At 71.9% G+C, this 25,643-nt stretch carries 27 protein-coding genes, 1 tRNA gene and 1 pseudogene; 15 read left to right on the forward strand and 14 right to left on the reverse strand.

The window, feature by feature from the left end:
• Positions 1 to 196 precede the first annotated feature (196 nt).
• Positions 197 to 724, reverse strand: coding sequence for a DinB family protein (locus tag AB0G16_RS25450; protein WP_362809718.1), 528 nt, complete (start codon positions 722 to 724; stop codon positions 197 to 199).
• Between the two features lie 193 nt (positions 725 to 917).
• Between AB0G16_RS25450 and AB0G16_RS25455 the strand changes: the two genes are divergently transcribed.
• A complete protein-coding gene (locus AB0G16_RS25455) occupies positions 918 to 1,550 on the forward strand; it encodes a LysE family translocator (RefSeq protein WP_362809721.1) in 633 nt (210 codons plus the stop codon).
• 39 nt (positions 1,551 to 1,589) lie between these two features.
• Here AB0G16_RS25455 and AB0G16_RS25460 read toward each other — a convergent pair whose 3' ends face one another.
• A complete protein-coding gene (locus AB0G16_RS25460; RefSeq protein WP_362809724.1) occupies positions 1,590 to 3,431 on the reverse strand; it encodes a pyruvate, phosphate dikinase in 1,842 nt (613 codons plus the stop codon).
• A 17-nt stretch (positions 3,432 to 3,448) separates the two neighbouring features.
• Here AB0G16_RS25460 and AB0G16_RS25465 point away from each other — a divergent pair, with 17 nt between their 5' ends.
• The 7 genes from AB0G16_RS25465 (at position 3,449) to lepB (ending at position 11,388) form a co-directional block, all read left to right on the forward strand.
• Positions 3,449 to 4,075 (forward strand): transcriptional regulator, encoded by a 627-nt coding sequence (locus tag AB0G16_RS25465; protein ID WP_362809727.1) that lies wholly within the window; start codon positions 3,449 to 3,451, stop codon positions 4,073 to 4,075.
• 41 nt (positions 4,076 to 4,116) lie between these two features.
• Positions 4,117 to 4,422, forward strand: a complete 306-nt coding sequence (locus tag AB0G16_RS25470) for a LuxR C-terminal-related transcriptional regulator (RefSeq protein ID WP_362809730.1) — start codon at positions 4,117 to 4,119, stop codon at positions 4,420 to 4,422.
• A gap of 223 nt (positions 4,423 to 4,645) precedes the next feature.
• The gene (locus AB0G16_RS25475; protein WP_362809733.1) at positions 4,646 to 7,459 is read left to right on the forward strand and encodes a BTAD domain-containing putative transcriptional regulator; all 2,814 of its coding nucleotides are present in this window, start codon (positions 4,646 to 4,648) and stop codon (positions 7,457 to 7,459) included.
• Between the two features lie 747 nt (positions 7,460 to 8,206).
• Positions 8,207 to 8,374 (forward strand): hypothetical protein, encoded by a 168-nt coding sequence (locus AB0G16_RS25480; protein WP_362809736.1) that lies wholly within the window; start codon positions 8,207 to 8,209, stop codon positions 8,372 to 8,374.
• Positions 8,375 to 8,498: 124 nt separating this feature from the next.
• Positions 8,499 to 9,047 (forward strand): TlpA disulfide reductase family protein, encoded by a 549-nt coding sequence (locus tag AB0G16_RS25485; RefSeq protein WP_362809739.1) that lies wholly within the window; start codon positions 8,499 to 8,501, stop codon positions 9,045 to 9,047.
• Positions 9,044 to 10,924 carry an ABC transporter ATP-binding protein gene (locus AB0G16_RS25490; protein WP_362809742.1) on the forward strand — a complete coding sequence of 627 codons (1,881 nt, stop codon included), beginning with the start codon at positions 9,044 to 9,046 and terminating at the stop codon, positions 10,922 to 10,924. The genes AB0G16_RS25485 and AB0G16_RS25490 overlap by 4 nt, the downstream gene beginning before the upstream one ends.
• A complete protein-coding gene (gene lepB, locus AB0G16_RS25495; RefSeq protein WP_362809745.1) occupies positions 10,921 to 11,388 on the forward strand; it encodes a signal peptidase I in 468 nt (155 codons plus the stop codon). Before AB0G16_RS25490 ends, lepB begins: the two co-directional genes overlap by 4 nt.
• 134 nt (positions 11,389 to 11,522) lie before the next feature.
• Here lepB and AB0G16_RS25500 read toward each other — a convergent pair whose 3' ends face one another.
• The 6 genes and pseudogenes from AB0G16_RS25500 to AB0G16_RS25525 all read right to left on the reverse strand — a co-directional run bounded on the left by AB0G16_RS25500 (position 11,523) and on the right by AB0G16_RS25525 (position 15,539).
• Positions 11,523 to 12,083: a MauE/DoxX family redox-associated membrane protein gene (locus tag AB0G16_RS25500; RefSeq protein ID WP_362809748.1), complete on the reverse strand. Its 561-nt coding sequence runs from the start codon at positions 12,081 to 12,083 to the stop codon at positions 11,523 to 11,525.
• Between the two features lie 124 nt (positions 12,084 to 12,207).
• On the reverse strand, positions 12,208 to 12,543 hold the full coding sequence (locus AB0G16_RS25505) for a hypothetical protein (protein ID WP_362809751.1): 336 nt from the start codon (positions 12,541 to 12,543) through the stop codon (positions 12,208 to 12,210).
• A 648-nt stretch (positions 12,544 to 13,191) separates the two neighbouring features.
• Entirely contained in the window at positions 13,192 to 13,335 is a 144-nt protein-coding gene (locus AB0G16_RS25510) for a sigma factor-like helix-turn-helix DNA-binding protein (protein WP_362809870.1), read from the reverse strand.
• 224 nt (positions 13,336 to 13,559) lie between these two features.
• A pseudogene (locus AB0G16_RS25515) lies at positions 13,560 to 13,811 on the reverse strand (sigma factor); the annotation flags it as partial.
• A gap of 64 nt (positions 13,812 to 13,875) precedes the next feature.
• Entirely contained in the window at positions 13,876 to 15,171 is a 1,296-nt protein-coding gene (locus AB0G16_RS25520; protein ID WP_362809754.1) for a sigma-70 family RNA polymerase sigma factor, read from the reverse strand.
• Positions 15,168 to 15,539 carry a YciI family protein gene (locus tag AB0G16_RS25525; RefSeq protein WP_362809757.1) on the reverse strand — a complete coding sequence of 124 codons (372 nt, stop codon included), beginning with the start codon at positions 15,537 to 15,539 and terminating at the stop codon, positions 15,168 to 15,170. The genes AB0G16_RS25520 and AB0G16_RS25525 overlap by 4 nt, the downstream gene beginning before the upstream one ends.
• A 250-nt stretch (positions 15,540 to 15,789) precedes the next feature.
• On the opposite strand from AB0G16_RS25525, the gene cutA reads away from it, so the two are divergent.
• Positions 15,790 to 16,134 (forward strand): divalent-cation tolerance protein CutA, encoded by a 345-nt coding sequence (gene cutA, locus AB0G16_RS25530; protein WP_362809760.1) that lies wholly within the window; start codon positions 15,790 to 15,792, stop codon positions 16,132 to 16,134.
• On the opposite strand, the gene AB0G16_RS25535 is transcribed toward cutA, so the two are convergent.
• Positions 16,100 to 17,059: a helix-turn-helix domain-containing protein gene (locus AB0G16_RS25535; protein WP_362809763.1), complete on the reverse strand. Its 960-nt coding sequence runs from the start codon at positions 17,057 to 17,059 to the stop codon at positions 16,100 to 16,102. The two genes, cutA and AB0G16_RS25535, sit on opposite strands and share 35 nt — an antisense overlap.
• A gap of 119 nt (positions 17,060 to 17,178) precedes the next feature.
• Between AB0G16_RS25535 and AB0G16_RS25540 the strand changes: the two genes are divergently transcribed.
• From AB0G16_RS25540 to AB0G16_RS25555, 4 genes are all read left to right on the forward strand, one after another.
• The gene (locus tag AB0G16_RS25540) at positions 17,179 to 17,592 is read left to right on the forward strand and encodes a hypothetical protein (RefSeq protein ID WP_362809766.1); all 414 of its coding nucleotides are present in this window, start codon (positions 17,179 to 17,181) and stop codon (positions 17,590 to 17,592) included.
• Positions 17,593 to 17,600: 8 nt separating this feature from the next.
• Positions 17,601 to 18,662 (forward strand): NAD(P)-dependent alcohol dehydrogenase, encoded by a 1,062-nt coding sequence (locus tag AB0G16_RS25545; protein ID WP_362809769.1) that lies wholly within the window; start codon positions 17,601 to 17,603, stop codon positions 18,660 to 18,662.
• 585 nt (positions 18,663 to 19,247) lie between these two features.
• Entirely contained in the window at positions 19,248 to 19,841 is a 594-nt protein-coding gene (locus AB0G16_RS25550; RefSeq protein ID WP_362809771.1) for a pyridoxamine 5'-phosphate oxidase family protein, read from the forward strand.
• Positions 19,842 to 20,080: 239 nt separating this feature from the next.
• Positions 20,081 to 21,034, forward strand: coding sequence for a CPBP family intramembrane glutamic endopeptidase (locus tag AB0G16_RS25555; protein ID WP_362809774.1), 954 nt, complete (start codon positions 20,081 to 20,083; stop codon positions 21,032 to 21,034).
• Positions 21,035 to 21,642: 608 nt separating this feature from the next.
• On the opposite strand, the gene AB0G16_RS25560 is transcribed toward AB0G16_RS25555, so the two are convergent.
• Together AB0G16_RS25560 and AB0G16_RS25565 are read right to left on the reverse strand one after the other, a co-directional pair.
• Positions 21,643 to 21,903 (reverse strand): hypothetical protein, encoded by a 261-nt coding sequence (locus tag AB0G16_RS25560; protein ID WP_362809776.1) that lies wholly within the window; start codon positions 21,901 to 21,903, stop codon positions 21,643 to 21,645.
• A gap of 110 nt (positions 21,904 to 22,013) precedes the next feature.
• Complete coding sequence (locus AB0G16_RS25565) at positions 22,014 to 22,442, reverse strand: hypothetical protein (protein WP_362809779.1); 429 nt, start codon at positions 22,440 to 22,442, stop codon at positions 22,014 to 22,016.
• A 372-nt stretch (positions 22,443 to 22,814) separates the two neighbouring features.
• Here AB0G16_RS25565 and AB0G16_RS25570 point away from each other — a divergent pair, with 372 nt between their 5' ends.
• Positions 22,815 to 23,354, forward strand: a complete 540-nt coding sequence (locus AB0G16_RS25570; RefSeq protein ID WP_362809873.1) for a tyrosine-type recombinase/integrase — start codon at positions 22,815 to 22,817, stop codon at positions 23,352 to 23,354.
• Between the two features lie 58 nt (positions 23,355 to 23,412).
• Here the strand turns inward: AB0G16_RS25570 and AB0G16_RS25575 are convergent.
• Both AB0G16_RS25575 and AB0G16_RS25580 read right to left on the reverse strand, forming a co-directional pair.
• Positions 23,413 to 23,502, reverse strand: a tRNA-Ser gene (locus AB0G16_RS25575).
• A 241-nt stretch (positions 23,503 to 23,743) separates the two neighbouring features.
• Positions 23,744 to 24,307, reverse strand: a complete 564-nt coding sequence (locus AB0G16_RS25580) for a YceI family protein (protein ID WP_362809782.1) — start codon at positions 24,305 to 24,307, stop codon at positions 23,744 to 23,746.
• Between the two features lie 101 nt (positions 24,308 to 24,408).
• Here AB0G16_RS25580 and AB0G16_RS25585 point away from each other — a divergent pair, with 101 nt between their 5' ends.
• Positions 24,409 to 24,942, forward strand: coding sequence for a MarR family transcriptional regulator (locus AB0G16_RS25585; protein ID WP_362809785.1), 534 nt, complete (start codon positions 24,409 to 24,411; stop codon positions 24,940 to 24,942).
• Between the two features lie 61 nt (positions 24,943 to 25,003).
• Here AB0G16_RS25585 and AB0G16_RS25590 read toward each other — a convergent pair whose 3' ends face one another.
• Positions 25,004 to 25,600 carry a SigE family RNA polymerase sigma factor gene (locus tag AB0G16_RS25590; RefSeq protein WP_362809788.1) on the reverse strand — a complete coding sequence of 199 codons (597 nt, stop codon included), beginning with the start codon at positions 25,598 to 25,600 and terminating at the stop codon, positions 25,004 to 25,006.
• Positions 25,601 to 25,643 lie beyond the last annotated feature (43 nt).

Genomic DNA, 25,643 nt, shown 5'->3' on the forward strand with positions numbered 1-25,643 from the left:
GAGCGAGAGCGGATGTCGTGCCCGGTGACCACCTGGCACGGCACGCTCCGGCCAGGGGCGCGTGAGGACCGCGTGGGATCCGCGTGGAAGCCGCGCGGATCACCACGTGGCCGGAGCGCACGTCGCCGGAACGAGCGCGTGGCGGGTGTCGGGAACGACGGCCACGGCACCGGCGAGCCCGCGGCCCGCCACCTTCTCACCCCGCCGAGGCGGCGCGTACCAACCGGAGCTGGCCGATCTCGGCCACGTTCTTCATCAGTTCGGCGTTCACCCAGGCGACCGTGTGCGCGACGGTCAACTCGGGGGCGTCCTGCCACGGGAACGACGCGGTGGCGTCCAGATCGGCGTCGGTGAACCCGTCCAGCACCGCCAGCCACTCCGTACGGAGGCCCCGCAGCCATCCGATCGCCGCCTGCCCGTCGCCGGGCCACTCGATCTCCTCCCTCCGGCGCGGTGGCCGCCCCCGGGCATGGTCGAGGGCCACCGACCACCACCAACCGACATGCCAGAAGACCCAGCCGATCGTGGGGACCGGCACGGGGTCGGGTTCGGTCTCCTCCCAGTCCGGCCTCCACAGCCCGTCGGCCCCCCGTCGCACCGTCCAGCAGAGGGGGGCGGGCTCCCACGGGAAGTCCTCCGCCGTCAGCCGTTCCAGATGGAACTCGAACAGCGACCAGGTCAGATCGAACTGCCAGCGCGACAGCTCACAGCGAGAAACAGGCATCGGGCGACCCTGCCACACGCACCCTCCACCCCGGCAACCGGTTTTCGGACGGGTCATGTCGCCGCCGGCCCGGACGGCCCGCCCCCGTCGTCGCCGCCCCCGTCGTGGTTCGGACACGTCGCCGCCCCCGAGACCCCGGTGCCCGGTGGAAATCGCCTGTGCCGCGCAACGGCCCGTGTGGAACGATCGCCAGATGCCGATCGATCAGCATCTGCTCATGCTCTTCACCGTGACCACGATCATCGCCATGATCACTCCCGGCCCGGACATGGTGTTCGTCCTGGGATGCGGGATACGCGGGGGTCCGCGTGCCGGGCTGCTCGCCACGGCCGGGGTGGCGACCAGTGAGGCCGTGCACATCGCCGTGGCCGCCGCGGGGCTGGCCGCGCTCTTCGAGGCGGTTCCGATCGCCTTCACGGTGGTCCGGATCCTTGGAGCCGCGTACCTGATCTATCTGGGTGTCCAGATGATCCGTAACCGCGAGGAAGGGCAGTTGGACATGACGGGCGCCGGCGGAGGGATGTCGGGTCGCCGGGCTTACCTCAGCGGCCTGATGACCAACCTGCTGAACCCGAAGATGGTCACCTTCACCATCGCCTTCCTGCCGCAGTTCGTCAATCCGGCTCTGGGACAGGTGTGGGTGCAGTTCGCGATCCTCGGGACGATCCTGATCGTGCTGGAGTTCATCGTCGACGGCACGGTCGGCGTGCTCGCGGGACGGATCGGCGGGTGGCTGCGCCGGCGACAGGCGGTTCGCCGCCGCATCGACGTCGCGACAGGGGGGATCTTCGTCGGTCTCGGGGTGAAACTGGCCGTCGAACGCTGATCTCCCACCGGGGGCACCGGCCGTCCGAGGCCTGGCCTGTCACGACCGGGCGCGACGGAGGACCGCCTGGGCCGCCGTGAGACGTTCCACCTCGTCACCGCCCGAACCGCCGGCCCGCGCACCGCCCGTCCCGTCCCCGGACCCGCCGGTCTTCCCACCGTCCGCGCCACCGTCCGCGCCACCGTCCCGACCGCGGCCGGGGTCATCGTCCGGGCCCTGGCCCGTCACCTCGTCGGCCCACTCCAGCAGGCGGCGCAGGTGGGGGTCGGTCACGGCCGTCACGACGCGGGGGCTGCCGACGACGACCTCTCCTCCGGTCCCGTCGATGGTGATGGGCGTGCCCTCCGGGAGGGTGCGCCCGCCGGCTCGCACGTGGCCGGCGGCGGCGTCGACGACGAGGCCCGCGGCGCCCACGACGGCGGGTTTCCCCATCGCTCGCGCGACGACGGCGGCGTGGCTGGCCGGCCCGCCGGCGGCGGTCACGACCCCCGCGGCCGCGGCCAGGCCGTGCATGTCGAGCGGGGAGGTGTACGGACGCACCAGGACCACCGGGCCGTCGGCGGCCATCCGCACCGCCCGGTCGGCGGTGGTCGCCACCCTGCCCGTCGTGACCCCCGGACAGGCGCCCGTTCCCCGGACGAGGACGTCGGTCGCGCCGGTCACCTCGATCCGGGGCGTACGGACGTGTCGCAGATGCCGGGGAGAGACCCGGAGCAACGCGTCGCGGCGGCCGATGACGCCCTCGTCGGCCAGGTCGACCGCGGCGCGGACGGCGGCGCGTCCGACGAGGCCGCCGGACCGCACCTGCAGGATCCACAGCTCACCCGCCTCGAAGGTGAACTCCACGTAGCAGGTGTCGCGGTAGTGCTCCTCGATCCGGTTCATGGCGTCCAGGAGACCGGCCCACACCGCCGGCTCCCGGCCGGCCAGGTCGGACAGCGGCCGGGTCGCCGACCTGCCCGAGACGACGTCCTCGCCCTGACGGCCGAACAGGACCTCGCCGAACGGGACGTTCTCACCGGTGTTGGGGTCGCGGCTGAACGCGACACCGGTGCCGCTGTGGTCGTCGCGGTTCCCGTACACCATGGCCTGAACGACGACGGCGGTGCCGAGGTCGTGCGGGATACCGTTCAGCTCACGGTAGGTGGTGGCGCGCGGCGTGTCCCAGGACGAGAACACGGCCCTGACGGCAGGCTCCAGCTGCCCGGTCGCGTCGTCCAGCACCGGCTCGCCGGCCCGTTCGCGGACGAGGGCCTCGACGGCCCGGATCGCCCGATCGAGACGTGCCTCCTCGCCACCGGCGCCACTTCCCTCACCCTGCCGGCCGTTCCCCTCGCCACCGGCGCCGCTCCCCGCGCCGCCACCGCCGACGCCGCCGACGCTCTCCTCGTCATCGGCACCGCGTCCGGCGGTCCCGCGGGCGACGGCCTCCAGGACGTCCTGCTCCACGCCGTGGACCGCCGAGGCGAAGCCGGACAGGAACCGCAGGCGCGCGTCGAGCGCGAACCGGGGATCGCCCGTCTCACCGGCCAGTGCCGCCGTGGTCCCGGCGGTGAGGCCGAGGTTGAGGATCGTGTTCATCATGCCGGGCATCGACACGCCGCCGCCCGAGCGGACCGACACCGTCAGCGGCCGCTCGACCGCGCCGAGGCGCCGTCGCGTGACGGTCTCCAGATCGCGGACGGCGGCCGCCAGCTCGGCGTCCAGTCCCTCGGGAAGCCGCCCGTCACGGAGGAAGGCGCGGCAGGCGCCGGTGCCGATGACGAACCCGGGGGGCACGGGCAGGCCGAGACGGCGCAGCACGACGAGGCCGTAGCCCTTGCCGCCGAGGACGCTCGCGGTCTCCTCGACCTCCGCCGAGATCGGGTGAATCCAGCCCATCGCGGTAGCATACCGACGTGTCGAACCCGCCCCACGTGACCGGCGTGGACCTGCTGACGCTCCACACCCTCCGCTGCATCGGGTTCGTCGAGCTCGACCGTCTCGCCGAGGCGACGGGGATGTCCGAGCCCGACGTCGAGTCCGAGCTGATCGACCTCGCGGTGGCCGGTCTCGTCACGCGTACCCCGGGGGTCTTCGGCGGATGGGGACTCACCGAGGCGGGCCGCGCCGCCGACGCCGAGTGGGTCTCCGCCGAGCTGGACGCGGCGGGGACCAGGGAGACGGTGACCCGGGCCTACGACGGCTTTCTCGTGCTCAACCCGGAGCTGCTGGATCTGTGCACGGCGTGGCAGATGCGCTCCGTCGACGGTGTCGTGGTCCCGAACGAGCACGACGACCCGGCCTACGACGCCCGCGTCCTGGACCGCTTCGCCGACCTCCACCGGCGTGCCGAGGCCGCCTGCGCGGACCTGTACGCGGCGATGCTCCGGTTCCGGCGGTACCGGACCCGGCTCGCCGACGCGCTCGCCCGCGCCGAGGCCGGTGCGCTGGAGTACGTGACGGACGACCTCGCGTCCTACCACGCCGTGTGGTTCCAGCTCCACGAGGACCTGCTCGTCACCCTGGGCATCCCCCGCCACTGAGCCGCCCGCTCCGCCCCCGCTCCGCCCCCGTCCCCGGCCGGATGCGGCGCGTACGAGGACGGCGGCGCCTGCCTCTCGTCCCAGGCGCCGCCCGGCTCATCCGCCGGCTGCCCCGTCCCGCCGCGCCGTGGCCTCCCGAGCACGGCGCCCTCGCCGGGCTCACGCCGCGTGAGCGCCTTGTCCCGGTGTCCTTGGCACAGGGAAGGTCCAGCGCGGAGATCGCGGCGGAACACCTCCTGACCGAGGGCGCCGTCGAGGGCCAGGTCAGCGCGATCCTCATCCGCCTCGGCGTCCGGAACCGGGTCGAGGCGGCGATCCTCGCCCACGGGTCGGGGCTCCTCCGCTGAGCCGGGAGACCCGCCGGACGGCGTGGTGTGCTCTACGCTTTGGTCCATGATCACCGTTTGGGACCGGCCGCCGGCACGGCGCCCGCCGGCGACGGCCGCGCACGAGCGGCGACCGTGACCGGACGGTGGCCGTGACCGGACGGTGGCCGTGACCGGACGGTCCTATGACCGAACGGCGGGCGCGCGTGGGGTTCCGTACGTGGTGAGCGGAAGGAGCGTCATCGTGCAGTTCGAGATCCTGGGTCCGTTGCGCGTCCGGTCCGGTGACGCCCCCCTGGCCCTGGGCCCGCCCAAGCAGCGGCTCCTCCTCGCGATGCTGCTCGGCCACCCCCACGGTTTCCTCACCGTCGACCGGCTCGTCGACGCGCTGTGGGGCTCGGCGCCCCCGCCGTCGGCGGAGGCCAACATCCGGCTCTACGCGCGCGGCCTGCGCCTGGTGCTGGGAACCGGCCGGATCCTGCGCGAGGGCCACGCCGGCTACCGGCTCGACGCCGGCTGCGACGAGGTGGACGCCTGCCGGTTCGTCGGGCTCGTCCAGGACGGGCAGGCGGCCCTGGCCGCGGACGACGCCGCGAAAGCGCGGCGGTCGCTCGGCGAGGCGCTGGAGCTGTGGCAGGGGCCCCCGTTCTCCGGCCTCTCCACCGAGTTCGCGCTGCGCGAGGAGCGGTCCCGCCTGGAGGAGTGGCACATGGTGGCCGTCGAGCAACGGATAAGGGCGGATCTGCACCTGGGGCAGGACGCCTCCCTGGTGGCCGAACTGACGGCGCTGGTGAGCCGGCACGCCTTCCGCGAGCGGCTGTGGTCGTACCTGATGCTCGCGCTCTACCGGTCCGGGCGCCAGGCGGAGGCCCTGGAGACCTACCGGCGGGCGCGCGGGATCCTCGCGGACGAGCTGGGACTGGAGCCCAGCCCGGAACTGCGCGCGATGGAGAGGGCCATCCTCACCTCCGACCCGCGCCTGTGGGACACCGCCGAGGGTCCGCCGCCCGGGACGGACGACCGCGCCACACCGGCACGTCCGCCCGCGTCCGGCCACCGGGTGGTGCCCGCCCAGTTGCCGGCCGGTCCGCTGGGGTTCGTGGGGCGTGACGACGAGCTCGCGCGCCTGGACGAGATCGCGGTGGGCTCCCGCGAGGAGGCCCGGGTGGTCGCCGTCGTGGGACCGCCGGGCGTGGGCAAGACGGCCCTGGCGGTCCGGTGGGCCCACCGCGCGCGTCACCTGTTCCGCGACGGGCAGTTCTTCGTGGACCTGAGCGGGTTCGGGGGTGGCGAGCCGCTGGACCCGGGCCTGGTGCTGGAGCGTTTCCTGCGCGCCCTGGACGTCCCGTCGTGGGGGATCCCGGCCGACACCGAGGAACGGGCCGCCGTCTTCCGGTCGCGGATGTCCGATCGGCGGATGCTGATCGTGCTCGACAACGCCGCCTCGGCCGCGCAGGTGCGCGCGCTGCTCCCGGGGGGAGCGCCGGGCCTCACGCTGATCACCACGAGGCTCCGCCTGGACGGGCTCGCCACCACGCACGGCGTCCCACGGGTCCCGCTCGGACCGCTTCCGGTGGCCGACGCCGTCGCCCTGATCCGGGACCGGCTCGCCCACGCCGGTCACGCCACGGGCGTGGAGGAACTCGCCGAGCTGTGCGACCGGATCCCCCTGGCCCTGCGGATCGCGGCCTCCCGGCTGGAGATGTCGGCGTACGACACGGCCCTGCCCGCGCTGGTGGCGGAGATGGCCGACGAGCGCGTGCGGCTGGACAGGCTCGCCGTCGACGAGAACGAGATATCGATCCGGGCGGTGCTGCGCGCCTCGCTGCGCCCGCTGGACGAACCGGTCCGCGCGATGTTCCGGCTGCTGGGGCTGCACCCCGGCCCCGAGCCGTCGCTGGCCGCCGCCACGGTCCTGTCGGGCGGGTCCGCCGGGGAGACACGCGAGCTGCTCGACCGGCTCGTGTCGGTCCATCTGCTCGCACCCGTGCCCGGCGACCACTACGCGATGCACGATCTGGTGAGGATCTACGCGGGCGAGCGGTCCCTGGCGGAGGAGGGCGCGGGCGAGCGGGAACGGTGCCTGACCGCGCTGCTGACCTGGTACCGCGACGCCGCCAACGCGGCCGACCGGGTCCTGCGGCCCAAGGAACGGCCCAACTTCGCCTCCCCGACCCGGCCGGTGGGGTTCGCCGACGACGCGTCGGCCCTGGCCTGGCTCGACGCCGAGGCCGCGAACCTGGACGCCGCGGTACGGCGGGCGGCGCGGTCCCATCCGGCCCTGGCCTGGCAGATCGCGGCGGCCATGTTCGGATGGCTGCACCGGCGCCACCACACCGGTCAGTGGGCCGACCTCTACACCGTCGCGGCCGAGGCCGCCGCGACGGCCGGGGACCCCGCGGGCGAGGCGATGATCACCGGCCGGCTCGCCATCGCGCACAGCCTGCTGGGCGACACCGAACGTGCCGTCTCGGCCTGTCACCGCGCGCACCGGCTCCGGCTCGGGCTCGGGGACACCCTCGGAGCGGCCACGGCCCTGCTGAACCTCGCCGCCGCGTACGTCAACGCCCACCGTCCCGAGGAGGCGATCCGGTGGCTGGAGGAGGCCGGAGCCCTGGGAGCGGAGCTGACGGACGCCCACCACTTCACCGCCCTGCTGCACAGCAACCTGGGTGAGGCCCACCACCTCGCCGGACGCCTCACCCGGGCCATGAGCCACTACCGGACCTCCCTGAAGATCAGCGAGACGGGCTGCGGCGACCGGGACGTCGCCCAGATCCTGGTCAGCATGAGCGCCCTCCACCGCGACATGGACGCCTCCGAGGAGGCCGTGTCGTGCGGGGAGCGCGCCCTCGCGCTCGCCGTACGGGCGGGCGACACCTCGCTGCGCGCGGACGCGCACGAGGCACTCGGTCTCGCCCACGCCGCGCTGGAGCACGACGGTGAGGCACTGGCCCATCTCAGGAGCGCCCTGGCCCTCTTCGAGGACCTGCGGCACCGCAGGACCGGGGTGGTACGCGACCACCTCGACCGGCTCGGCGCCACCGCGACCGGCTGACCGTCCTTCGGGCGCGGGTCGTCGGCCCCGGGAGTCCCGGCGGGAGACCCTCCCGGCGGCGAGATCCCGGCGCCCCTCCCGGAGGCGGGACCCCGGCCCCCTCGCCCGTGGCGGGACCCCGGCTCCGGCGCCGGGGGGAACGCGGCGGCCCGGCCCTGTGGTCAGCCGTGTATACGCGGCATATACGGCACCTATCCGGGCCGGTGACACCATCTCGATGACCAGATCTTCCCGATCGGCTCTTCGGGAGAAACCATGATCACCATTTCGCCACGGCGGCCGGAGGCCCGGTCCTCGACCGCACGGGAACCCGACCGCACGGGAACCCGACCGGACCGAGGCCTCGGTCGCGGTGCCGTGACGGGGCGCGACCACCGGGGCGCCGCGCGCCGTTGAGACGTACGAAACCGTGATCACCGACCGGCGGCGACCTCCCGCAGCGGTCGCCGTGGGCCCGGCCCCGGAGCGTTCGGCTCCGGGGCCGGTGCCACCGCCCCCGTCGAGCGCGTCTTCGTCCGTGCCGAACCGGCCCGGCGTGGCCCCTACCCCTCCTTCACCGCACCCGACGCGCCGGCCGGGGTACCGCGGCGTGCCGACTCTCGGCGGGAAATCCTTTTAAAGACAGTGGTGAAACGCCCGGAAAAAGAGGCTTGCGGAGACAACCGGAAAGTTTTACGGTTCCCCCGAGTTCCACAGGAATTCCGCGTGAAAAGCATTTCCGATAACCATCGAAAGGATGCCCGCACCATGACAGCAACCATTGAGAGAATGGCCGACAGGCTCCTCGGCGCGTTCGCCCCGCGGGTCACCGCGAAGGCCGACCTGTGCAGCTGCACCGGCTATCGCTGCAAGTGGGTGGCCAACTGCTACCACTGCTGCAACGGCTGCCACTGGCGCGTCGCCCGCTGCGAGTAGGGGTGATCCGGTGCGGGGCGGCGATCGGGGAAGATCGCCGCCCCGCACCGCGGCCGATCTTCCCGATCCGCCCTCCGGAATCGTCCGGGCCGAACATTCAATCGTTGAAAAGGATAGGAATTCAGTGACGCCGTACCTGCTCGCCGCCGTAGTGCTCGTGGGAATCGTCGGGGCCCTGAACCTTGTTCTGACGTTCGGCGTCATTCGTCGGCTGCGGGAGCACGACAAATCGCTGGCCGCGCATTCGACGGCCGGATCCGCGAACCTGCGGCTCTCCCCCGACGGGAGGATCCCGGATTTCACGGCGATCACCGTGGACGGCGACCCGTTCACGCGCGCCCAGCTCACGGGCCGGAACGCGGTCGGGTTCTTCTCCACGACCTGCGCCGCGTGCCTGGAGCGCCTGCCCGAGTTCGTGGAGTACGCGCGCACCTTCCCCGGGGGCCGTGACCGGGTCCTCGTCGTCGTGGTCGCGGAGCAGCCGGACGAGGCGTCGGTGAACCTCATCGCGCAGGCGCGGCCCGTGGCGCGGGTCGTGATGGAGCGGTACGACGGGCCGATCGCCGCCGCCTTCGCGGTCGGCGCCTTCCCCACCCTGGCACTGGTCGACGACGACACGGTCGTGGCCGACGGCTCCACCCTCCAGGCGCTGTCCGCCGCGACTCGGGTATGACGACCGAGCGGCCCTCCCGGCACGACCCGGGCACGACGACCGGGCGGCCCTCCCGTCGCGTGGTCGCGGCGGGACTGCCGCAGGCGTGGACGCTGGCGATCCGGGCGGCTCCGCACTGTGTCGCGCTGGAGCTGGTGACGACCGTGACCGCCGCCGCCCTGCCGGTGACGGTGGCCTGGCTCACCAAACTGGTCCTGGACGGGGTGGTGACACCGGCGCCGGGTCCGGCCCTGCTGCACCTCGCCCTCGCGCTCGCCCTCGCCGGCGCCGCGTCCGCCGCCCTTCCGCAGGTCACCCAGTACCTGCGCGCCGAGCTGCGACGACGAACGACGCTGCTGGCGCAGGACCGGCTGTACGCGGCGGTCAACCGGTTCCCGGGCCTGGGCAGGTTCGAGGAGCCGCGCTTCCTGGACCGGCTTCAGCTCGCCGAGCAGGCCGCCGACGGCACCCCCGCGGCGGTGGTGACGGGCACGTTCGGCCTCGTCCAGTCACTGGCCACCGGGATCGGCTTCCTCGGCTCGCTGTTCCTGCTCAGCCCCGTCATGACGCTCCTGGTCGTCGCGGCCGCCGTACCCGTGCTGCTGGCCGAACTCGCGCTGTCCCGGCGGCGGGCCACCATGATGTGGCGGCTCGGCCCCGTCGAGCGCCGCCGGCTGTTCTACTCCGCCCTGCTGTCCGATCCCCGCGCCGCCAAGGAGGTCCGCCTGTTCGGCCTGGGGGACTTCCTGCGCGGCCGGATGCTCGCGCACCTGGGCACCGCGCACGCCGCGCAGCGGGGGACCGACCGCCGCGAGGCCGCGGCGCAGAGCGGCCTGGGGCTGCTGGGCGCCGGTGTGGCCGGCGCCGGTCTGGTCTGGGCGGTGCTGGCGGCGGGACGGGGGGCGCTGACGGCGGGCGACATCGCGATGTTCGTGGCCGCGGTGGCAGGCGTGCAGGCGGCGCTGAGCGGCCTGATCCAGCACCTGGCCGGCACCCACCAGCACCTGCTGCTCTTCGAGCACTACCTGGAGGTGACGCGCATGGCGCCGGACCTGCCGGTCGCCGGCCCACCGGCCGCGCTGCCCGCGCTGCGCCGGGGCATCGAGCTGCGGGACGTGTGGTTCCGCTACTCCGACGAGCACGAATGGGTGCTGCGGGGCGTGAACCTGACGATCCCCCAGGGGGAGTCGGTCGGGCTGGTGGGGACGAACGGCGCGGGCAAGAGCACACTGGTCAAGCTCCTGTGCCGGCTCTACGACCCGACGCGAGGAGCCGTCCTGTGGGACGGGGTGGACCTGCGCCACGTGGACCCGGCGGCCCTGCGCCGGCGCGTCGGCGTGGTCTTCCAGGACTACATGTCCTACGACCTCACCGCGCGCGAGAACATCGGCCTGGGGGACCTGGACGCCCTGCACGACCGGTCCCGGATCGAGGACGCGGCGCGGCGCGCCGGGGTCGACGCCGTGCTCGCGGCGCTTCCCCGGGGCTACGAGACCATGCTCAGCAGGATGTTCTCCCCCGAGTCCGACGACGGTACGGAGAACGGCGTCACCCTCTCCGGCGGCCAGTGGCAGCGGCTCGCGCTCGCGCGGGCGTTCCTGCGCGACGAACGGGAGCTGCTGATCCTGGACGAGCCGAGCTCGGGCCTGGACGCCGAGGCCGAGGCGCGGATCCACGCGAGCATCGGCGCGCACCGCGCCGGCCGTACCAGCCTGCTGGTGTCCCACCGCCTCGGCACGCTTCGCGAGGCCGACCGCCTCGTCGTGCTGGAGGGAGGCGTGATCACCGAGACGGGGACCCACGCCGAGCTCCTGGAGGAGGGCGGCGTCTACGCCCGGCTGTTCGCGCTGCAGGCGCGGGGATACGCCGGCGAGGTGCCCGCGGTGACCCCGGGATGAACGCGATCACGCTGGGAGTCCTCGGCGCGCTGGTCCTGCCGCCGGCCGGGACGTGGCTGTGGGTACGCCGCCGCCTGGTGGTGGTCACCGTCGAGGGGCCCAGCATGGAGCCGACCCTGCGGGACGGGGACCGGGTGCTGGTACGCCGGACGCCGCTGCCGCGGGTGCGTACCGGGCAGCTCGTCGTGGCACGCAGGCCGTCCCCCGCCGGGGACGTTCCCGCCGTCTGGCTGATCAAGCGGGTCGTCGCGGTCCGGGGGGAGCCGGTGCCCCCGGAGGTCCGCCCGGCCGTCGGCGAGGCCGGTGAGGCCGGCGGGCGCGACGTCCGCGTGCCCGCCGGGTGCCTGGTCGTGATGGGTGACGACCGGGCGCGCAGCGCCGACTCCCGGCACTGGGGGTACGTCACCGGCGAGCACCTGCTCGGCGTGGTGCACCGCGCCATGTCCGCCCGCCCGCGCCCCTGACGCGCCGCCGTCCGGCGGTCCGGAGGCCCCGCCGCGGAAACGTCTCAGGACCGCGGCCCTCGCCTCCGCGGTCAGGACCGCGGCCTTCGCCTCCGCGGTGGGGCCGGCGTCCGGTGACCGTGGGGCGGAACAGCTCAGCGTCCGGTGACCGTGGGGCGGAACAGCTCCGCGATGTCGTCCAGGCGCGTGACGAGCACCACGCAGACCAGGGCCGCCAGCGCGGTGATCACGACCCCCGGCGTCTCGACGGCCTGCGGCGCGCCGCCGAGCGCCGCCACCGCCGCCGTCGCCGCCGCCGCGATCAGCACCAGGTTACGGATCACGTGACGCCGGCCGACGGGCGCCGACGACGCGCCGAAGCAGCGGCAGGGGGCCGTCCTGCCCTGCCTCAGGGCGCGGGCGAGCGCGTACCCGAAACCGGCGAGCGTGACGGCCGCCAGCGCGAAGCCGGCGGGCAGGGTGGGCGGCGCGACGGCCGGCACGGTGGGCGGCACGGCGAGCAGCACCACGATCGCCGCCTCGGCCGCCATCGCGAGCAGCGCGAACCGTCGCGCCGGGGCGGACGGGACCGCCAGCAGGGTCGCGGTCGCCGCGACGAACTCCCGGAACGCCTGACGGCTCCGCACCTTGCCGGCCAGTGACGCCAGGAAGATCCCCAGCAGCAGCAGACGGCAGCCCAGAATCACATAACTCATCACGATTCGCCCATGCTACCGATCAGCGGCCCGAATTTCGGGGTACCGGACGGACGCGCCGCGCCACGGGCGGCGGTCCGCCCGCGGCGCGGGCGGCGAGCCCCTCGGGCCGTACGACGAGCGCTCAGCCGCGCTGCCCCGGACGATCGACGATCACCGACGACAGCAGGGCCGTCCTCCACACCGCCCCCTTGTGGAAGACGGGCTCGCTTTCGCCCAGGAACTCGTCACGCACCCAGATCGTCTGCTCTCCCAGGTAGCGGTAGGTGCCCGGGTCGAGGATGAAGTAGCGGCGCGTGGACCGGTCACCGAGCCCCTCCTTCCAGACGCCCAGGCCCGCGCGGCCCGCGGCGTCGACGACGCCCTGCTCGATCCGGACACCCGGAATGAGCGCCAGGGCCTGGAACAGGGTCGCTTCCAGCCGCGGTGGCATGGAGCCGTACCTGCTGAGACAGAGCATGATCACCCGGTAGGCGCGGGCGTCGTCGGGTTCGGCGTTCTCGGGGCCGCTCTCCTCCCGGGGGTAGTCGATCCAGTGGCGGTCGCCGGTGACCTTGGCCAGCAGTTTCCTCGGATCGGCCGGCAGCGCGCGGAGCTTGGCGTCGTACCGCTGTGGCGACAGGTCGTCGTCGCCCGGGTCCGGGGGAAGTCCTCGACGACCAGCTCGCCGTTCTCGTCGAAGCCGGCGCTCTGCCCGCCGTCGTAGCGCATCCATCCCTCCCGGGTCTCGGCCGTGTCCGAGTTCGGTTGCTCGTCCAGCGTCCTGGTGTACTGCCACTGCGTCGGCAGGGGCGTCCGGTCGCCCTTCCGCCTGCCCGCCACCTCTGCGGCGCGGGCCAGCACCACGTCGGAGTCGAGCCGGACGACCGGCGGCAGCCTCACCGGTGCGGGGGCGGGCGGTTCCGGCCGCAGGACGGTCACGGCGAGCACGGCGAGCACGGCGAGCACGGCGGTGGCCCCCGCCGCCACGACGACGAGCAGGCGGCGCCCCGGTGCCCGCCCGCGCCCGCGTCCCCGCATCCGCGTCAGCAGCCGCCGCCGCTCCCGGAGGACCCATTCCTGCTCCGGCTCGGGGACCTCGGCGCGCCACTCGCGCAGCGATCGCAGGTCATCCATCGAAAGACTCCTCTCGGGTCGCCGCGGGGTCGGAACCACCGAGGTCCTGGCGTGTCCTGGCCCTGGCCCGGTGCAGGCGTGATCTGACGGTGCCGACCGGGATGTCCAGCGCGCGGGCGACGTCCTCGTACGACATGTCGGCCCAGGCCACGAGGAGCAGCACCTCCCGGTCACCGGGGACAGCTTCGCCAGTGCCGCCGCCAGCCCGGCCTGCTGGGCGGCGACCCGGTCGTCGACGCGTTCGGCGTAGGGCTCGGCGATCTCGTCGACGCCGCTGCGGACCAGCGCCCGGTAGAACCGGACCTCCGTCCTGCGGTGCCGGCCGATGAGCCGGGCGGTGATGCCGTACAGCCAGGGTCGTGCGTCGGGATGGCCCGCGTCGTAGCGGTGGCGGCGCCGAAAGGCGGCCAGGAAGGCGTCGGAGACGATGTCGTCGGCCAGGGAGGACCCCAGCCGCCGCGCGACATAGCGCCGCAACGCGGGTGCGTGCCGGTCGAACAGGTCGGCGAACGCCTCCGGGGCGCTCTCCGAGCGCCGTATCAGCTCGGCGTCGTCGACCCTGCCGAATTCCTCGATGATCACATGGTGCTCCCGTCCCCGTGCGTCGATCACCCGGCTTTCACCCGTACGGACGGCGGGAGTTCACGATATGACGTGTGACCTATGTCGCATCGCCTCACGCGAACGGGTCGCCGGACGCGCGCAGGCGACGGGCGCGGGATTCGAGATAGCGGCGTTCGGCGAGGCTGGCGGTGCCGCGCGCGGCCTTGCCGTAGTGCTCGCGGGCGGACGCGAGGTCACCCGTCTTCTCCAGCAGCTGGGCGCGGACGGCGTGCAGGCGGTGGTGACCGGCCATCCGGTCGTCGCCGTCGAGGGTGGCCAGCAGGCCGAGCCCGGCCTCGGGCCCCTCGATCTCGGCCAGCGCGATCGCCCGGTTGAGCGTGACCATCGGGTTGGGCGCGACCCGTTCGAGGATCCGGTACAGGACGTGGACCTGCCGCCAGTCGGTGTCCTCGGCCCGCTCCGCGCTCGCGTGGGTCGCCGCGATCGCCGCCTGCAGCCGGTACGGCCCGAGAGGGGGCCGAACCATCGCCCCGGTGACGAGGTCGACACGGGAGTCGACGCCCATCCCCATCGAGCCCGGACCCATCGCCTCGGTGACGAGGGCGACGCCCTCGGCGATCAGATCTCCGTCCCAGAGGGCGCGGTCCTGGTCGGCCAGGGGGACCAGGTCCCCCGAGGAGGTGACGCGCGCCGCGCGGCGCGCGTCCGTCAGGAGCATCAGGGCCAGCAGCCCGGCCACCTCGCCGTCCTCGGGCAGCCGCCGGTGGACCATGCGGGTCAGGCGGACGGCCTCGCGGGACAGGTCGGCGCGGTGCAGGTCGCCCCCGGAGGTGGCGGTGTACCCCTCGTTGAAGATGAGGTAGAGCACGTGCAGCACGACGTCCAGCCGCTCGGGCCACTCCTCCGGCGCGGGCATGGCGAACCGGCTTCCCGCGGCCCTGATGCGCTGCTTGGCCCGGCTGACGCGGGCGGCCATGGTGGCCTCGGGGACGAGGAACGCCCGCGCGATCTCGGCGGTGGTCAGGCCGCCCACGGCCCGCAGGGTGAGGGCCGTCTGGGACGCCGGGGTCAGCGACGAGTGGCAGCACAGGAACAGCAGCGCCAGCGTGTCGTCGGCGTCCGGGACCTCGGCCTCGGTCTCCCGCGCGACGACCCTGATCTCCCGGGCCCTGCGGGCGGTGTCGCTGCGGACCTGGTCGACCAGCCTGCGCGAGGCGATGGTGACCAGCCAGCCGCGGGGGTTGTCGGGGACGCCCCCGGCGGGCCACTGGACGGCCGCGGCGAGGACGGCCTCCTGCACGGCGTCCTCGCACTCCTCGAACCGGCCGTGGCGGCGGACGAGCACGCCGAGGACCTGCGGCGCGAGCTCGCGCAGCAGGTCCTCGGTCGCGTGTTCGACGGCCGTCACACGTCCAGCCGCCCCGCGGAGAACATGACCGGCCGCACCTCGATGCCCATGCCCTCGACCCCGGCGTCGGGGATCACGGCGGCGAGCTCGATCGCGCGCTCCCTGCTCTCGCAGTCGATGAGGTAGAAGCCGCCGAGGTACTCCTTGGCCTCCAGGTACGGCCCGTCGGTGACCACCGGCCGGCCGCCCCGGACCCGCACCACGGCGCTCTGCGACGGATCGGCCAGCCCCTGCGTCATGATCATCTCACCGGACGCGGTGACCGTCTCCATGAACGTGGAGTGCCCGCCCATGATCTCGTTGCGCTCGTCCTCGGTCAGGGACTCCCAGACGGCCGGGTTCATGTGCATGCTCAGCAGGAACTTCATCGCGTCTCTCCCGTCGTCGCGGACCCCGGCGGGCCCTCTCGCCGGATGGTCGGAGCCGGCGCCCCCGTCTTGACATCGGCCGGGAGGACCTCCGGGACGAGATTCCCGCCCGGTGCCGCGGCACCCCGTCACCGCCATGACATCACGCCACCGCCACGCCACCCCGGAGCCGTACCCCGGGCGGGGATCGCAGGGCGGCTCGCCGCGCGGCCGTGTTGATGACCGCGGAACGATTCGGCAGTGTGTCGGCATGATCGAACGTGTTCCGGATTGCCTCGAGGTCCGTGTCACCGCCGCGAGCCGTCAGGAGGCCGACCTGATCTGCGCGGCGGTGGTGGAGCGCCGGTTGTCGGCCGACTGCCAGATCATCGCGCCGGTCGAGTCGGCCTACTGGTGGGCCGGGGAGGTCCAGCGCTCCGGCGAGTGGCTGCTGCTCATGAAGACGACCACCGGGCGGTTCGAGGACCTGGCCCGGTGCGTGCGGGAGCTGCACTCCTACGAGGTGCCGCAGATCGTCGCCGTCGCGCTCGTGGCCGGTACGGCCGACTACCTGGAGTGGATCAGGCGGGAGACGACCCCGCGGCCCGGCGCGTAGCGGCGCTGCCGGGCGGTTCCGGAGACGTGGCACGGCGCGCGGCGTCGCCGTCATCGGGCGGTTGAGGTGTGATCCGGCGCGTGGCGGCGCCTCCATCGGGCGGTTCCGCAGGCGTGGCCGGTGCGGGCCGTCCGAGACCGGTGAGGGCCGTGAGGGCGGAGGCGGTCTCCGCGTCGGCCGGCAGGAACGCCTCCATCCGCAGCTCGGCGACGGTGACGTCGACCGCGGTCCCGAAGTGGGTCAGCGTGGTCAGCAGCCGCAACTCACCGCCGCCGAGGCGGAGCCGCAGCGGGACCGCGAAGCCGAGGTGGTCCGGTCCTGGGTCGCGGGGTCGCTCCGGGACCAGCGCGGTGAGCTCGGCGAGCAGCTCCGAGAGCCGGTCGCGGGGATTGCGCGCCGCCTCCAGCCGGAGGTGGTCGATCACGTGCCAGGCCCACACGTCCAGGTTGACGATCCGCGGCGCCATGCCCCGGGGGTCCAGGAACAACCGGGGGACGTTGAGGGGCGGCGCGAGCAGCGGGGCCGCCACCCCCTCGGTCAGCGCCCAGAACGCGTCGTTGGCCGAGACGAGGTCGCTGTGCCGGTCGACGATCACCGCGGGGTACGGCTGGTGCCCCCGCAGGACGCCCTCCAGCGCGGTACGGACCGGCCGCAGCCCGGGGTCGTCGAGCCGGGTCTCCGGGTAGGCGGGCGCGTAGCCCGCGGCCAGCAGCAGCGCGTTCCGCTCCCGGAGCGGGATCTCCAGGGACTCGGCCAGCCGTACGACCATGGCCCTGCCGGGCAGCGACCGGCCGCTCTCGATGAAGCTGACGTGCCGCTGCGTGGTCCCGGCCCGCAGGGCGAGGTCCAGCTGGCTGACGCCGCGGCGCCCGCGCCACTCGCGCAGGACGCCGGCGAGCCCGTCGCGTTCCGAGGTGCCGGTCACCGCACCCTGTCTAACGCAGTGAGCGGCGTACGGCCATTCCCCGGAGGGAATTGCCGGGCCGTCGTGTCGCGCCCAGGATCGGCGGTGTCCACCAACACGTCACCCCCGGGGGAAGAACGATGATCGACGTCCAGGAGCTGGTCGGCCGCTACGTGGCGGTCTGGAACGAACCCGACCCCGGGCTGCGCCGCGAGGCCGTCGCCGGGCTGTGGGCGAAGGACGGCGTCCAGAGACTCCAGCCGCCGCAGGAGATCCGGGACGCCGCCGGGGCGCTGGGCCTCACCGCCGTCCTCGAGGCGCGCGGGCACCGGGAGCTGGAGGTCAGGGTGACCCGCTCGTACGAGGAGTTCGTCGCGCCCGGGGCGTTCCGCTTCAGGCCGCGGGGCGGCGCCGGCCGTGCCGGCGACATGGTCACGTTCGCCTGGGAGATGGTGCCCACGGGCGGTGGCGAGCCTGCGGGCGCCGGCCTGGAGGTCCTCGTCCTCGACGAGGACGGCCGGATCCTGACCGACCACCAGTTCATCCAGGCGTGAACCCGCCGATGACGGGTGAACCGGCCACCCGCGGGACGACCATGCGCTCCTACCGGCTGGAGGGACCCGGGCTCGCCGGCGGGATCGTGCCGCGTGAGGAACCGGTACCGACGCCGAAGCCGACCGACGTCCTGGTCCGCGTCCGCGCGGTCTCGCTCAACCGGCGCGACGCGCTCATCCTGCAGCGGCGCTACGCCCTGCCGTCGGTGCCCGGCGTCGTCCCGGTCAGTGACGGAGCCGGTGAGGTCGTCGCCGTCGGCGAGAAGGTGACGCGTTTCGCGGTGGGCGACCGGGTCGTCGGCGCCTACTGGCCCCGGTGGCACGACGGCAGGCTGAGGCCCGAGCTCCTCGACCAGTTCGGTTGCACCCTGGACGGCATGCTGGCCGAGTACGCCCTCCTCGACCAGCAGTGGGCGGTGCCCGTACCGGATCACCTGAGCTGGGAGGAGGCGGCGTGCCTGCCGTGCGCCGGGGTGACCGCGTGGAACGCGGTCGTCGGCGGCGAGCCCCTCCGGCCCGGGCAGACCGTCCTCACCCTCGGCACCGGGAGCGTCTCGCTCTTCGCCCTCGCGTTCGCGAAGCTGCTGGGCTGCCGTGTCATCTCCACCACCTCCGGTGACGCCAGGGCCGCCAGGCTCACCGAGCTCGGCGCGGACCACGTCGTCGACCACGCCGCCACCCCCGGATGGGGACGCGCGGTACGCGACCTCACCGGCGGCCGGGGGGCGGACCTCGTCGTCGAGACCGTCGGGCCCGCCACCATCGAGCAGTCGGTCAGGGCCTCGGCCCTGTACGGGCAGATCGTGCTGCTCTCGACGGCGTCCCGATCCGCCGACGGCCGCGGGTCCGGCATCGAGATCTCCAACGAGGCCTACGCGTCCAGCCTCGTGACCGTCAGGCGGCTCTTCGTCGGCAGCCGCGCCGCCCACGAGGCCATGAACGAGGCGATCGGCGCGCACCGGCTACGGCCGGTCATCGACCGCGTGTTCGGCTTCGCCGACGCGCACGGGGCCTTCGCCCACTACCTCGACGGCCGCCCCTTCGGAAAAGTGATCATCCGGATCGACTGACCGGGGCACCTCTCCTCGCCCGCCCCGGAGACCGGCGAGGACGGGTGACGCGGATCACATCCGTTCACATCCGGTCACCTCCGCACGGCGTGGTCGGCGACGGTCCTGTCCCCGCGGCGCGCTCCGTGCTGACCCTGATCGTCCCCGGCACCGGAGACCCCGAGATCACCTGCTCCGGGGCCTGCTGACCGTCCGCGTCCCCGGCGGCCCGGTCTCCTTGCCGCTCTCGCTCGGCCGGTGAGCCCGCGACCCCACGGACCGCCTCCCCGCGCGTCACGTCGATCCTTGTGATCTCTCTCACCCGGCCGTAGCGGTAGGCGAGGCCGTCGTTGCCGACGGTCATGAACACCGACGTCGCGGTCGTGCCGCCACCGAAGTTCTCAGACGCCTCTCCGGCTCACCTCGTCACGAGTCGATTCCTCCACCCTGGAACCGAAACGAAGACCCGTCACGCTCCAGGCCGAAGACGAAGCGAGGCTCAGGCCGGAGAGCCGTCCGTGATCCGGGCGGACGGCCGGTTCCACCGGCGTGTGATCCCTGTCTCCTGCCCCAGGAAAGGGATCATCACGCTGCCATAATCGGCCCATGGGAAAGAGCTACGAGCGGATGGACGGCAGGCTGCGTGCCTTCATCGAGGCGCAGCACATCTTCTTCACCGCGACGGCGCCACTGGACGGTGACGGCACCGTCAACCTTTCACCCAAGGGCCTCAACGGCTCGTTCGCCGTGCTCGACGAACACACCGTGGCCTACCTCGACTTCGCCGGCAGCAACGCCGAGACGATCGCCCATCTGCGCGAGAACGGCCGCATCACCCTGATGTGGTGCGCCTTCGACGGTCCTCCCAACATCGTGCGCGTGCACGGCCGCGGAGAGCCGGTCTTCCGCGACGACGCGCGCTGGGCCGAGCTGATGAGCCACTTCCCCGGCATCGACGCGACCTCGCACGGCCTGCGCGCGATCATCGTCGTGACCGCCGAGAAGATCCGCGACACCTGCGGGTACGCCGTCCCGTTCATGACCTACGAGGAGGACCGCCCGCTGCACGCCTCGCGCTTCGCGCGTGAGACCGACGAGTCGCTCGACGAGTACTTCCAGAAGAAGGAGCACGTCGCCACCAGCATCGACGGCCTTCCGGGGCTGCCCCTGCCGCTGCCGCCGCTTCCGGGCACCGCGTAACACCCCGGCCTCCGCCCTCCGGGGAGAGTCCTGCCCCTCGTCGCGATCCGTTTCACCCTGACGCCTTCCGAGCGACCGTTCGCCGGCCGCGGGCCGATCGACGTGCTCGTCCGATCGGACGGCGACCTCGTCACCGCGGCCCCGCGCCTACCCGCTCCTCGGCGGCCGTGCCCGATCGAAGATCGCACCGTAGTGTTCCGAGCAGAGAGGTCGCGTGCGTCCCCCCGGAGGTTGCCCTGGTGTTCCGCAGACACGCAGACCTGACGGTCTTCCTTGTCGTGACCTACGGCCTGGCCTGGCTGGTCAGCCTGCCTCTGTGGCTACGGGGCGAGCGGCCGGGCTCCGCGTTCGAGTCACCGCTCTCGTCGTTGTTGACCTCGGTCGCGTTGATGATCCTGCCCACGCTCGGAGCCATGGCCGCGTGGCTGGTGGCCAGGCGCGCCGGGCGCCACCGGAGCTGGCGAAGGGACACCGGACTGGCATGGGGTCCGGACCGGCGGCGCACGATCCTGTTGTTCACCGCCGGCTGGTTCGGAACGACCCTCGTGGTGTTCACCGCCGTCGCGGTCAGCGCTCTGCTGGGCCTGCTGGCCCTCGATCTCAACGGTCTGAGCGTCTTTCGGGAAGTGCAGAAACTTCCGGTCGTCGCCCAGCCCGTGAGCGACTCGCTCATCGAGATCCTGCCCAGGCTGGCGTCGATCATCCTGATAGAGCCGCTGATCCTCCTGCTGCCGGCCCTCGGGGAGGAACTGGGCTGGCGCGGCTGGCTGGTGCCCCGCCTGCGGCGCTACGGCATGTGGCCGGCATTCGTGCTCTCGGGAGTGATCTGGGGTGCCTGGCACGCTCCCTACACGCTTCTTGGCTACAACTACGCCGACCTCGGCGCGTGGGCCGCCTTGATGACGATCGGCCTGTCCACCACCTACGGCGTCCTCCTCGCCTGGCTCAGGCTCAGGAGCGGAAGCGTGTGGCCGGCCGCCATCTCTCATGCCGCGTTCAACAGCGCGGCGTCCGTGGTCATCCTCGTCGGTGACGCGAAGGAGCCCTACAACCCCGCCGTCGCCGGCATCACCGGCGTGGTCGGCTGGCTGGTCCTGGCGTGCGTGGCGGCGGTTCTCCTGCGGCGCTGGCCGGTCCCACCTGAAGAAGGGAACGACCCCGTGGAAAGGAACGACCTCCGCCCTACCTCCTAAGTCCCTTTGTGTTCAGCCTGCCATACATCCGGGAAATGCGTTCGCCCCGGCCACGCTTCCCGGATTTCGGCACGGTGCCGCGGCGTCTGTCCGATGACGGCCGCGGAAAAGCAGGGACACATCTGCTTCAAGAGGACCTGTCTCAAGGACTGTACGGGCCATGCCGGCAGGCGCCCGAAACACACGTGTGGGGGATCGGCCTCGGCCAGAGAAAGGACAGGAGCAAGCTCACCCTTCAATGCCTTCCCAAGGTGCTCGCGCTTCTCAAGGCACACCGCAGGATCGCTTCTCAAGGCATGCAACTATGAAGCCCTCAGAGATCAAAAAAGCTCTCTCCCAAGTCTCGGGAGAGGGCCTCTGACCTGCAAAGGCTCGGGGATTCGAACCCCGGATGAGCGGTAAACCCAAACCGCGTTAGCAGCTCTGATCTTGTCCGTTCCGATCGGTCCCACCTGGACCAACGGGCTCGGCCGGTCCCTCCAGAACGGGGTTGAACGGGGCTGGTCGCAACTAGAACTGCGACCAGGCCAGTCGCTCCATGCCGTCTGTGCCTTCCCGTGAGCGTCGCTCTTTCCTCGATCGTCTGATGAGCGGGTGGCGCGACTCGATCAAGAAGGGACGGCCCATGGCTGGACCGGTATGAGGGCGAGCGCACGGCGGGCGAGTCCTCTGAGTTCCTCCCATCCGGGACAGGAGTGCAAGGCTTCCTCGGTCCATGCTGAGGGGCCTTGCTCGGTGAGGTCGATCAGCTTCCGGTCGATGGCACTGAGCAGGGCAACGAGTCCTTCGCACATCCATCCGGCGTCACGAGACTGCCACGACGCGGGGTAGAAAGCATCGAAATCGAGGGCCAGTTCGTCGATGGACATGGAGCCGATCCATTGAAGCTGTTCGTGTGCGGGTGAAGCGAGGTGGTGCACAGCCTCGCGAAGGAGGCTCCAGTTCCCCTCGGCCGCTTCCCTATCGCTTCGACGGTCGCTCATTCGATCATGGTCGGAGGCCAGCGGTGCCCGGCGTCATGCAACCTGCTCAAAGCGGTGAGGTCGTTCGTTACCAGCACCTGAGCCAGTCGCGCCGCTGCAGCCGACACAGCCGGCCAGCCGGGCGATCCCAGATATGTCTCGTCCATGGCGGTCACACCCACTGACTCCTGTACTTCGGAATAGGCAGCGCCGAGGTCTGCCATCAACGAGACCTCCTCGTCTGTGCGCAGGCTCTTTCCCAACCAGGACTGTGGCTCGCGTGCATCGCAGAAGTCATCGAACAGGACGTGCACCACGTAGTCGAGATTCTCGAACTCGTCGGGGTTCAGCCACACCTCATGTTGCCGGGACGGGCTCGCAAGTGCGACGACAGCAGGGACGACATGCAGACGGTATTGAGGAAACTCAATGCCATGATCGATCACCCGTCAAGGGTATCGAGGAGCTGATCGTCAGGATCCGGCGTAGCGGTTTTCAAGAGGGCCAGGTTCCGAGGAGATACATAGCCCTCACCAATCCAGAGCACGTCGCACGTTACGGACCTCCGCCCAAGCGCTCACGGGGAGCTGGCGCCGAGCAACGAATCACGTGAAGTCCGCTGAGTGCCCCGCAACCAGATCACCGCACTCCAGATGGACCGATCAATGCGCATGCGGATCGAGCACTACCTAGACGGAACCGACCTGCCGTACATCGGATGACGTGTCAGATGTGATCGCTAGGGTCTCCGCCATGAGCGACACCGACAACGCATGGCGTGAACTTCTTGGGCAGGGCAGGCACCGGGGTTCCCGGCGATAGGCGCAAGCGAGGCCGGCATCGCCGAGCAGGAGGAACGTCTCGGGATACGCCTCCCGCCGAGTTATCGCGCCTTCCTCCGCATCGCGAACGGGTGGGGGCAGGGCATCTTCCGGCCCGTCCACGAGATTGGGCGGGTGCGATCCCTCGCCCCATGGCTGGCCGAACTGGCGGACCCCAATCCCCTCCACCCGATCGACAGTGCGTCAGATGAGGACTACTTCGTCTACGGCGACGACCAGGATTCCGTGTTCTACCGCCCCGAATACCTCCCCGATTCCATCCTGATCGGACAGTTCGACGACGGCGACTTTTTCCTCAACCCTCGGGACGTCCGGGTGCACGACGCTCGCCACACCGCCGCGACGCTGCTCATCGAGCAGGGGGTGAACATCCGGGTCGTTCAGGAGGTCCTGGGCCACACGAGGGTGACCACGACCGAGCGTTATGCACATGTGTCCACACCGCTCATGCGCGACGCCGGCGAACGTCTGGCCTCGGCGCTCTGGGGGAGTCCTGACCCCTCGTTGCAACTATGAAGCCCTTGAAGATCAAAAAAGGCCCTCTCCCAAGTCTCGGGAGAGGGCCTCTGATCTGCGGAGGCTCGGGGATTTGAACCCCGGATGGGCGGTAAACCCAAACCGCATTAGCAGTGCGGCGCCATAGACCTGACTAGGCGAAGCCTCCTGGTTGCCGTTCGGCTCAGCACAGAGTACCGGCCATCCGGCGAGGCGGCAAAGCGGTTGTCGATCGCGTCCCGGGCAAGAGTTGGGGAAGAGTTATCCACAGATGGTGGATAACTCTTCCCTGCCCTGTGGACAAGTTGGGAAGTCCGCAGACGGGGAGGGCGGAAAAGCTGTGGATTCCCAACTGTTGGGACGCTACATCTCAAGCAGTGGATGGTTTCGACGGCCCGCGGCCTTGACGGTCAGGCGGCCGGGTTGGCCTCGCCCTCGATCTCGATCTTGATCTTCTTGCCGACCAGGACGCCGCCGGTCTCCAGCGTCTGGTTCCAGGTCAGGCCGAACTCCTCACGGTCGATCTCCGCGGTGATCGAGAAGCCCCAGAGGGTCTGTCCCCACGGGTTGGTGCCGGCGCCGCCGTACTCGACGGTCAGCTCGACCGGCCTGGTGACGTCACGGATGGTGAGGTCGCCGACGAGGGTGAACTCGTCGCCGGAGTGGCCGAGCACGCGGGTGCTGCGGAAGGTCAGGTCGGGGAACTTCTCGCTGGCCAGGAAGTCGTCGCCGCGCAGGTGGTTGTCGCGGTCGGGAGCGCCGGTGTTGATGCTCTCCGCCTTGATCGTGATCTCCGCGGAGGAGTCCAGGGGGTTCTCGGCGATGGTGACGGTGCCGGCGAACTCACCGAAGTTACCGCGGACCTTGCTCACCATCATGTGCTTGACGAGGAAGCCGACCCGGGTGTGGGCGGCGTCGAGAACGTAGGTGCCCGCGGCGGGAATCTGAAGGTTCTCCCAGGTCCGAGTGGTCATGTTGTCTCCCGATGAGATCGTTGCTGCGTGGATGATTGCGTCAACAGATTTCTACACGAGGAATATTCCTCACGTCAACTATCGTCGGATAGAGTGTGAACGTGATCCCCTTTGACGACTCCCGCCTGACGGCCATGGGCCTGCTGGCCGAGGTCTCCACCGGCCTATCGGCGAAGACGGGCGCGCTCTTCGCGACCGCGGGACTCTCGGTGATCGACTTCGAGACGCTGATCCGGCTGGCGCGTTCGCCGCGGCAGCGGCTGCGCATGAGCGACCTGGCGGCGCAGACCAGCCTGTCCACGAGCGGGGTGACCCGGGTCGTCGACCGGCTGGAGCGCGAGGGGCTGGTCGCCAGGCAGGCGTGCACCACCGATCGGCGCACCTCCTACGCGGTCCTCACCGAGGCCGGGACGGAGCGGCTCGGCGGCATCCTGCCCCAGCATCTCGCCGACATCGAGACCTGGTTCACCGGGCTGCTCTCCCCCGAACAGCTCGACGCCTTCCTCGACGTGCTCCGTACCATCCGCGACGCCGTACGCCCCTGCGCCACCGCGGGGGCGGACGGGGCGCCGTCCGCCCAGGCCGGGCTCGCCGAAGGGGAATGCCGTACGCCCGGCGGCGACGACACCCGGTGAGCCGGGGAGGGCGTGGTCACACCCGGGCCGGGGAGCGTGAGGGACGGCGGGGAGCGGGGCCTCAGGCCCGGGGCTCCGGTCTCCGCGCCTCCGAGGGGGTCAGATCGCCCCGGAGCTTGGCCATCCCACGGGAGACCGTGCTCTTGACCGTCCCGACGCTGATGCCCAGCGCCTTGGCGATCTCGGGCTCGGTCATGTCCTCGTAGTAGCGCAGCACGACGGCGGTCCGCATCCGCGCGGGCAGCCGCTCCAGCGCCTGCTCGACCCGTTCGGGCAGGTGCCGGCCCCCCGGGAGGGCGGGCTCGGGAAGGCGCTCCAGCGGGTACTCCTCCAGCCTCCGCCGCCGCCACCAGGAGATGTTGATGTTGACCATCGCCCGCCGCACGTAGCCGTCCAGCGCGGCGCGGTCCTGGATGCGGTCCCAGGCGAGGTAGGTCTTGACCAGCGCGGACTGGAGCAGGTCCTCGGCGTCGTTCGGACTGCCGGCGAGCCGGTGGGCGGCGCGGAGCAGGGTCGGGCCGCGGGCGACGACGTACTCGCGGAACTCCTCGTCGATCCCGCCGGCCACCACGATCACCACCCCGCGCTCCGGGTGCTCATGATGGCCACGATCGCAGCCGGGACCCATACTGCGGCTGAACCGGAACCTATATTTCATCCATCAAAGGCAAAGATCGGTTTTGATGAACGATGGAACGCAT

The sequence above is a fragment of the Streptosporangium sp. NPDC023615 genome (genome assembly GCF_040640155.1).
Lineage (GTDB): Bacteria > Actinomycetota > Actinomycetes > Streptosporangiales > Streptosporangiaceae > Streptosporangium.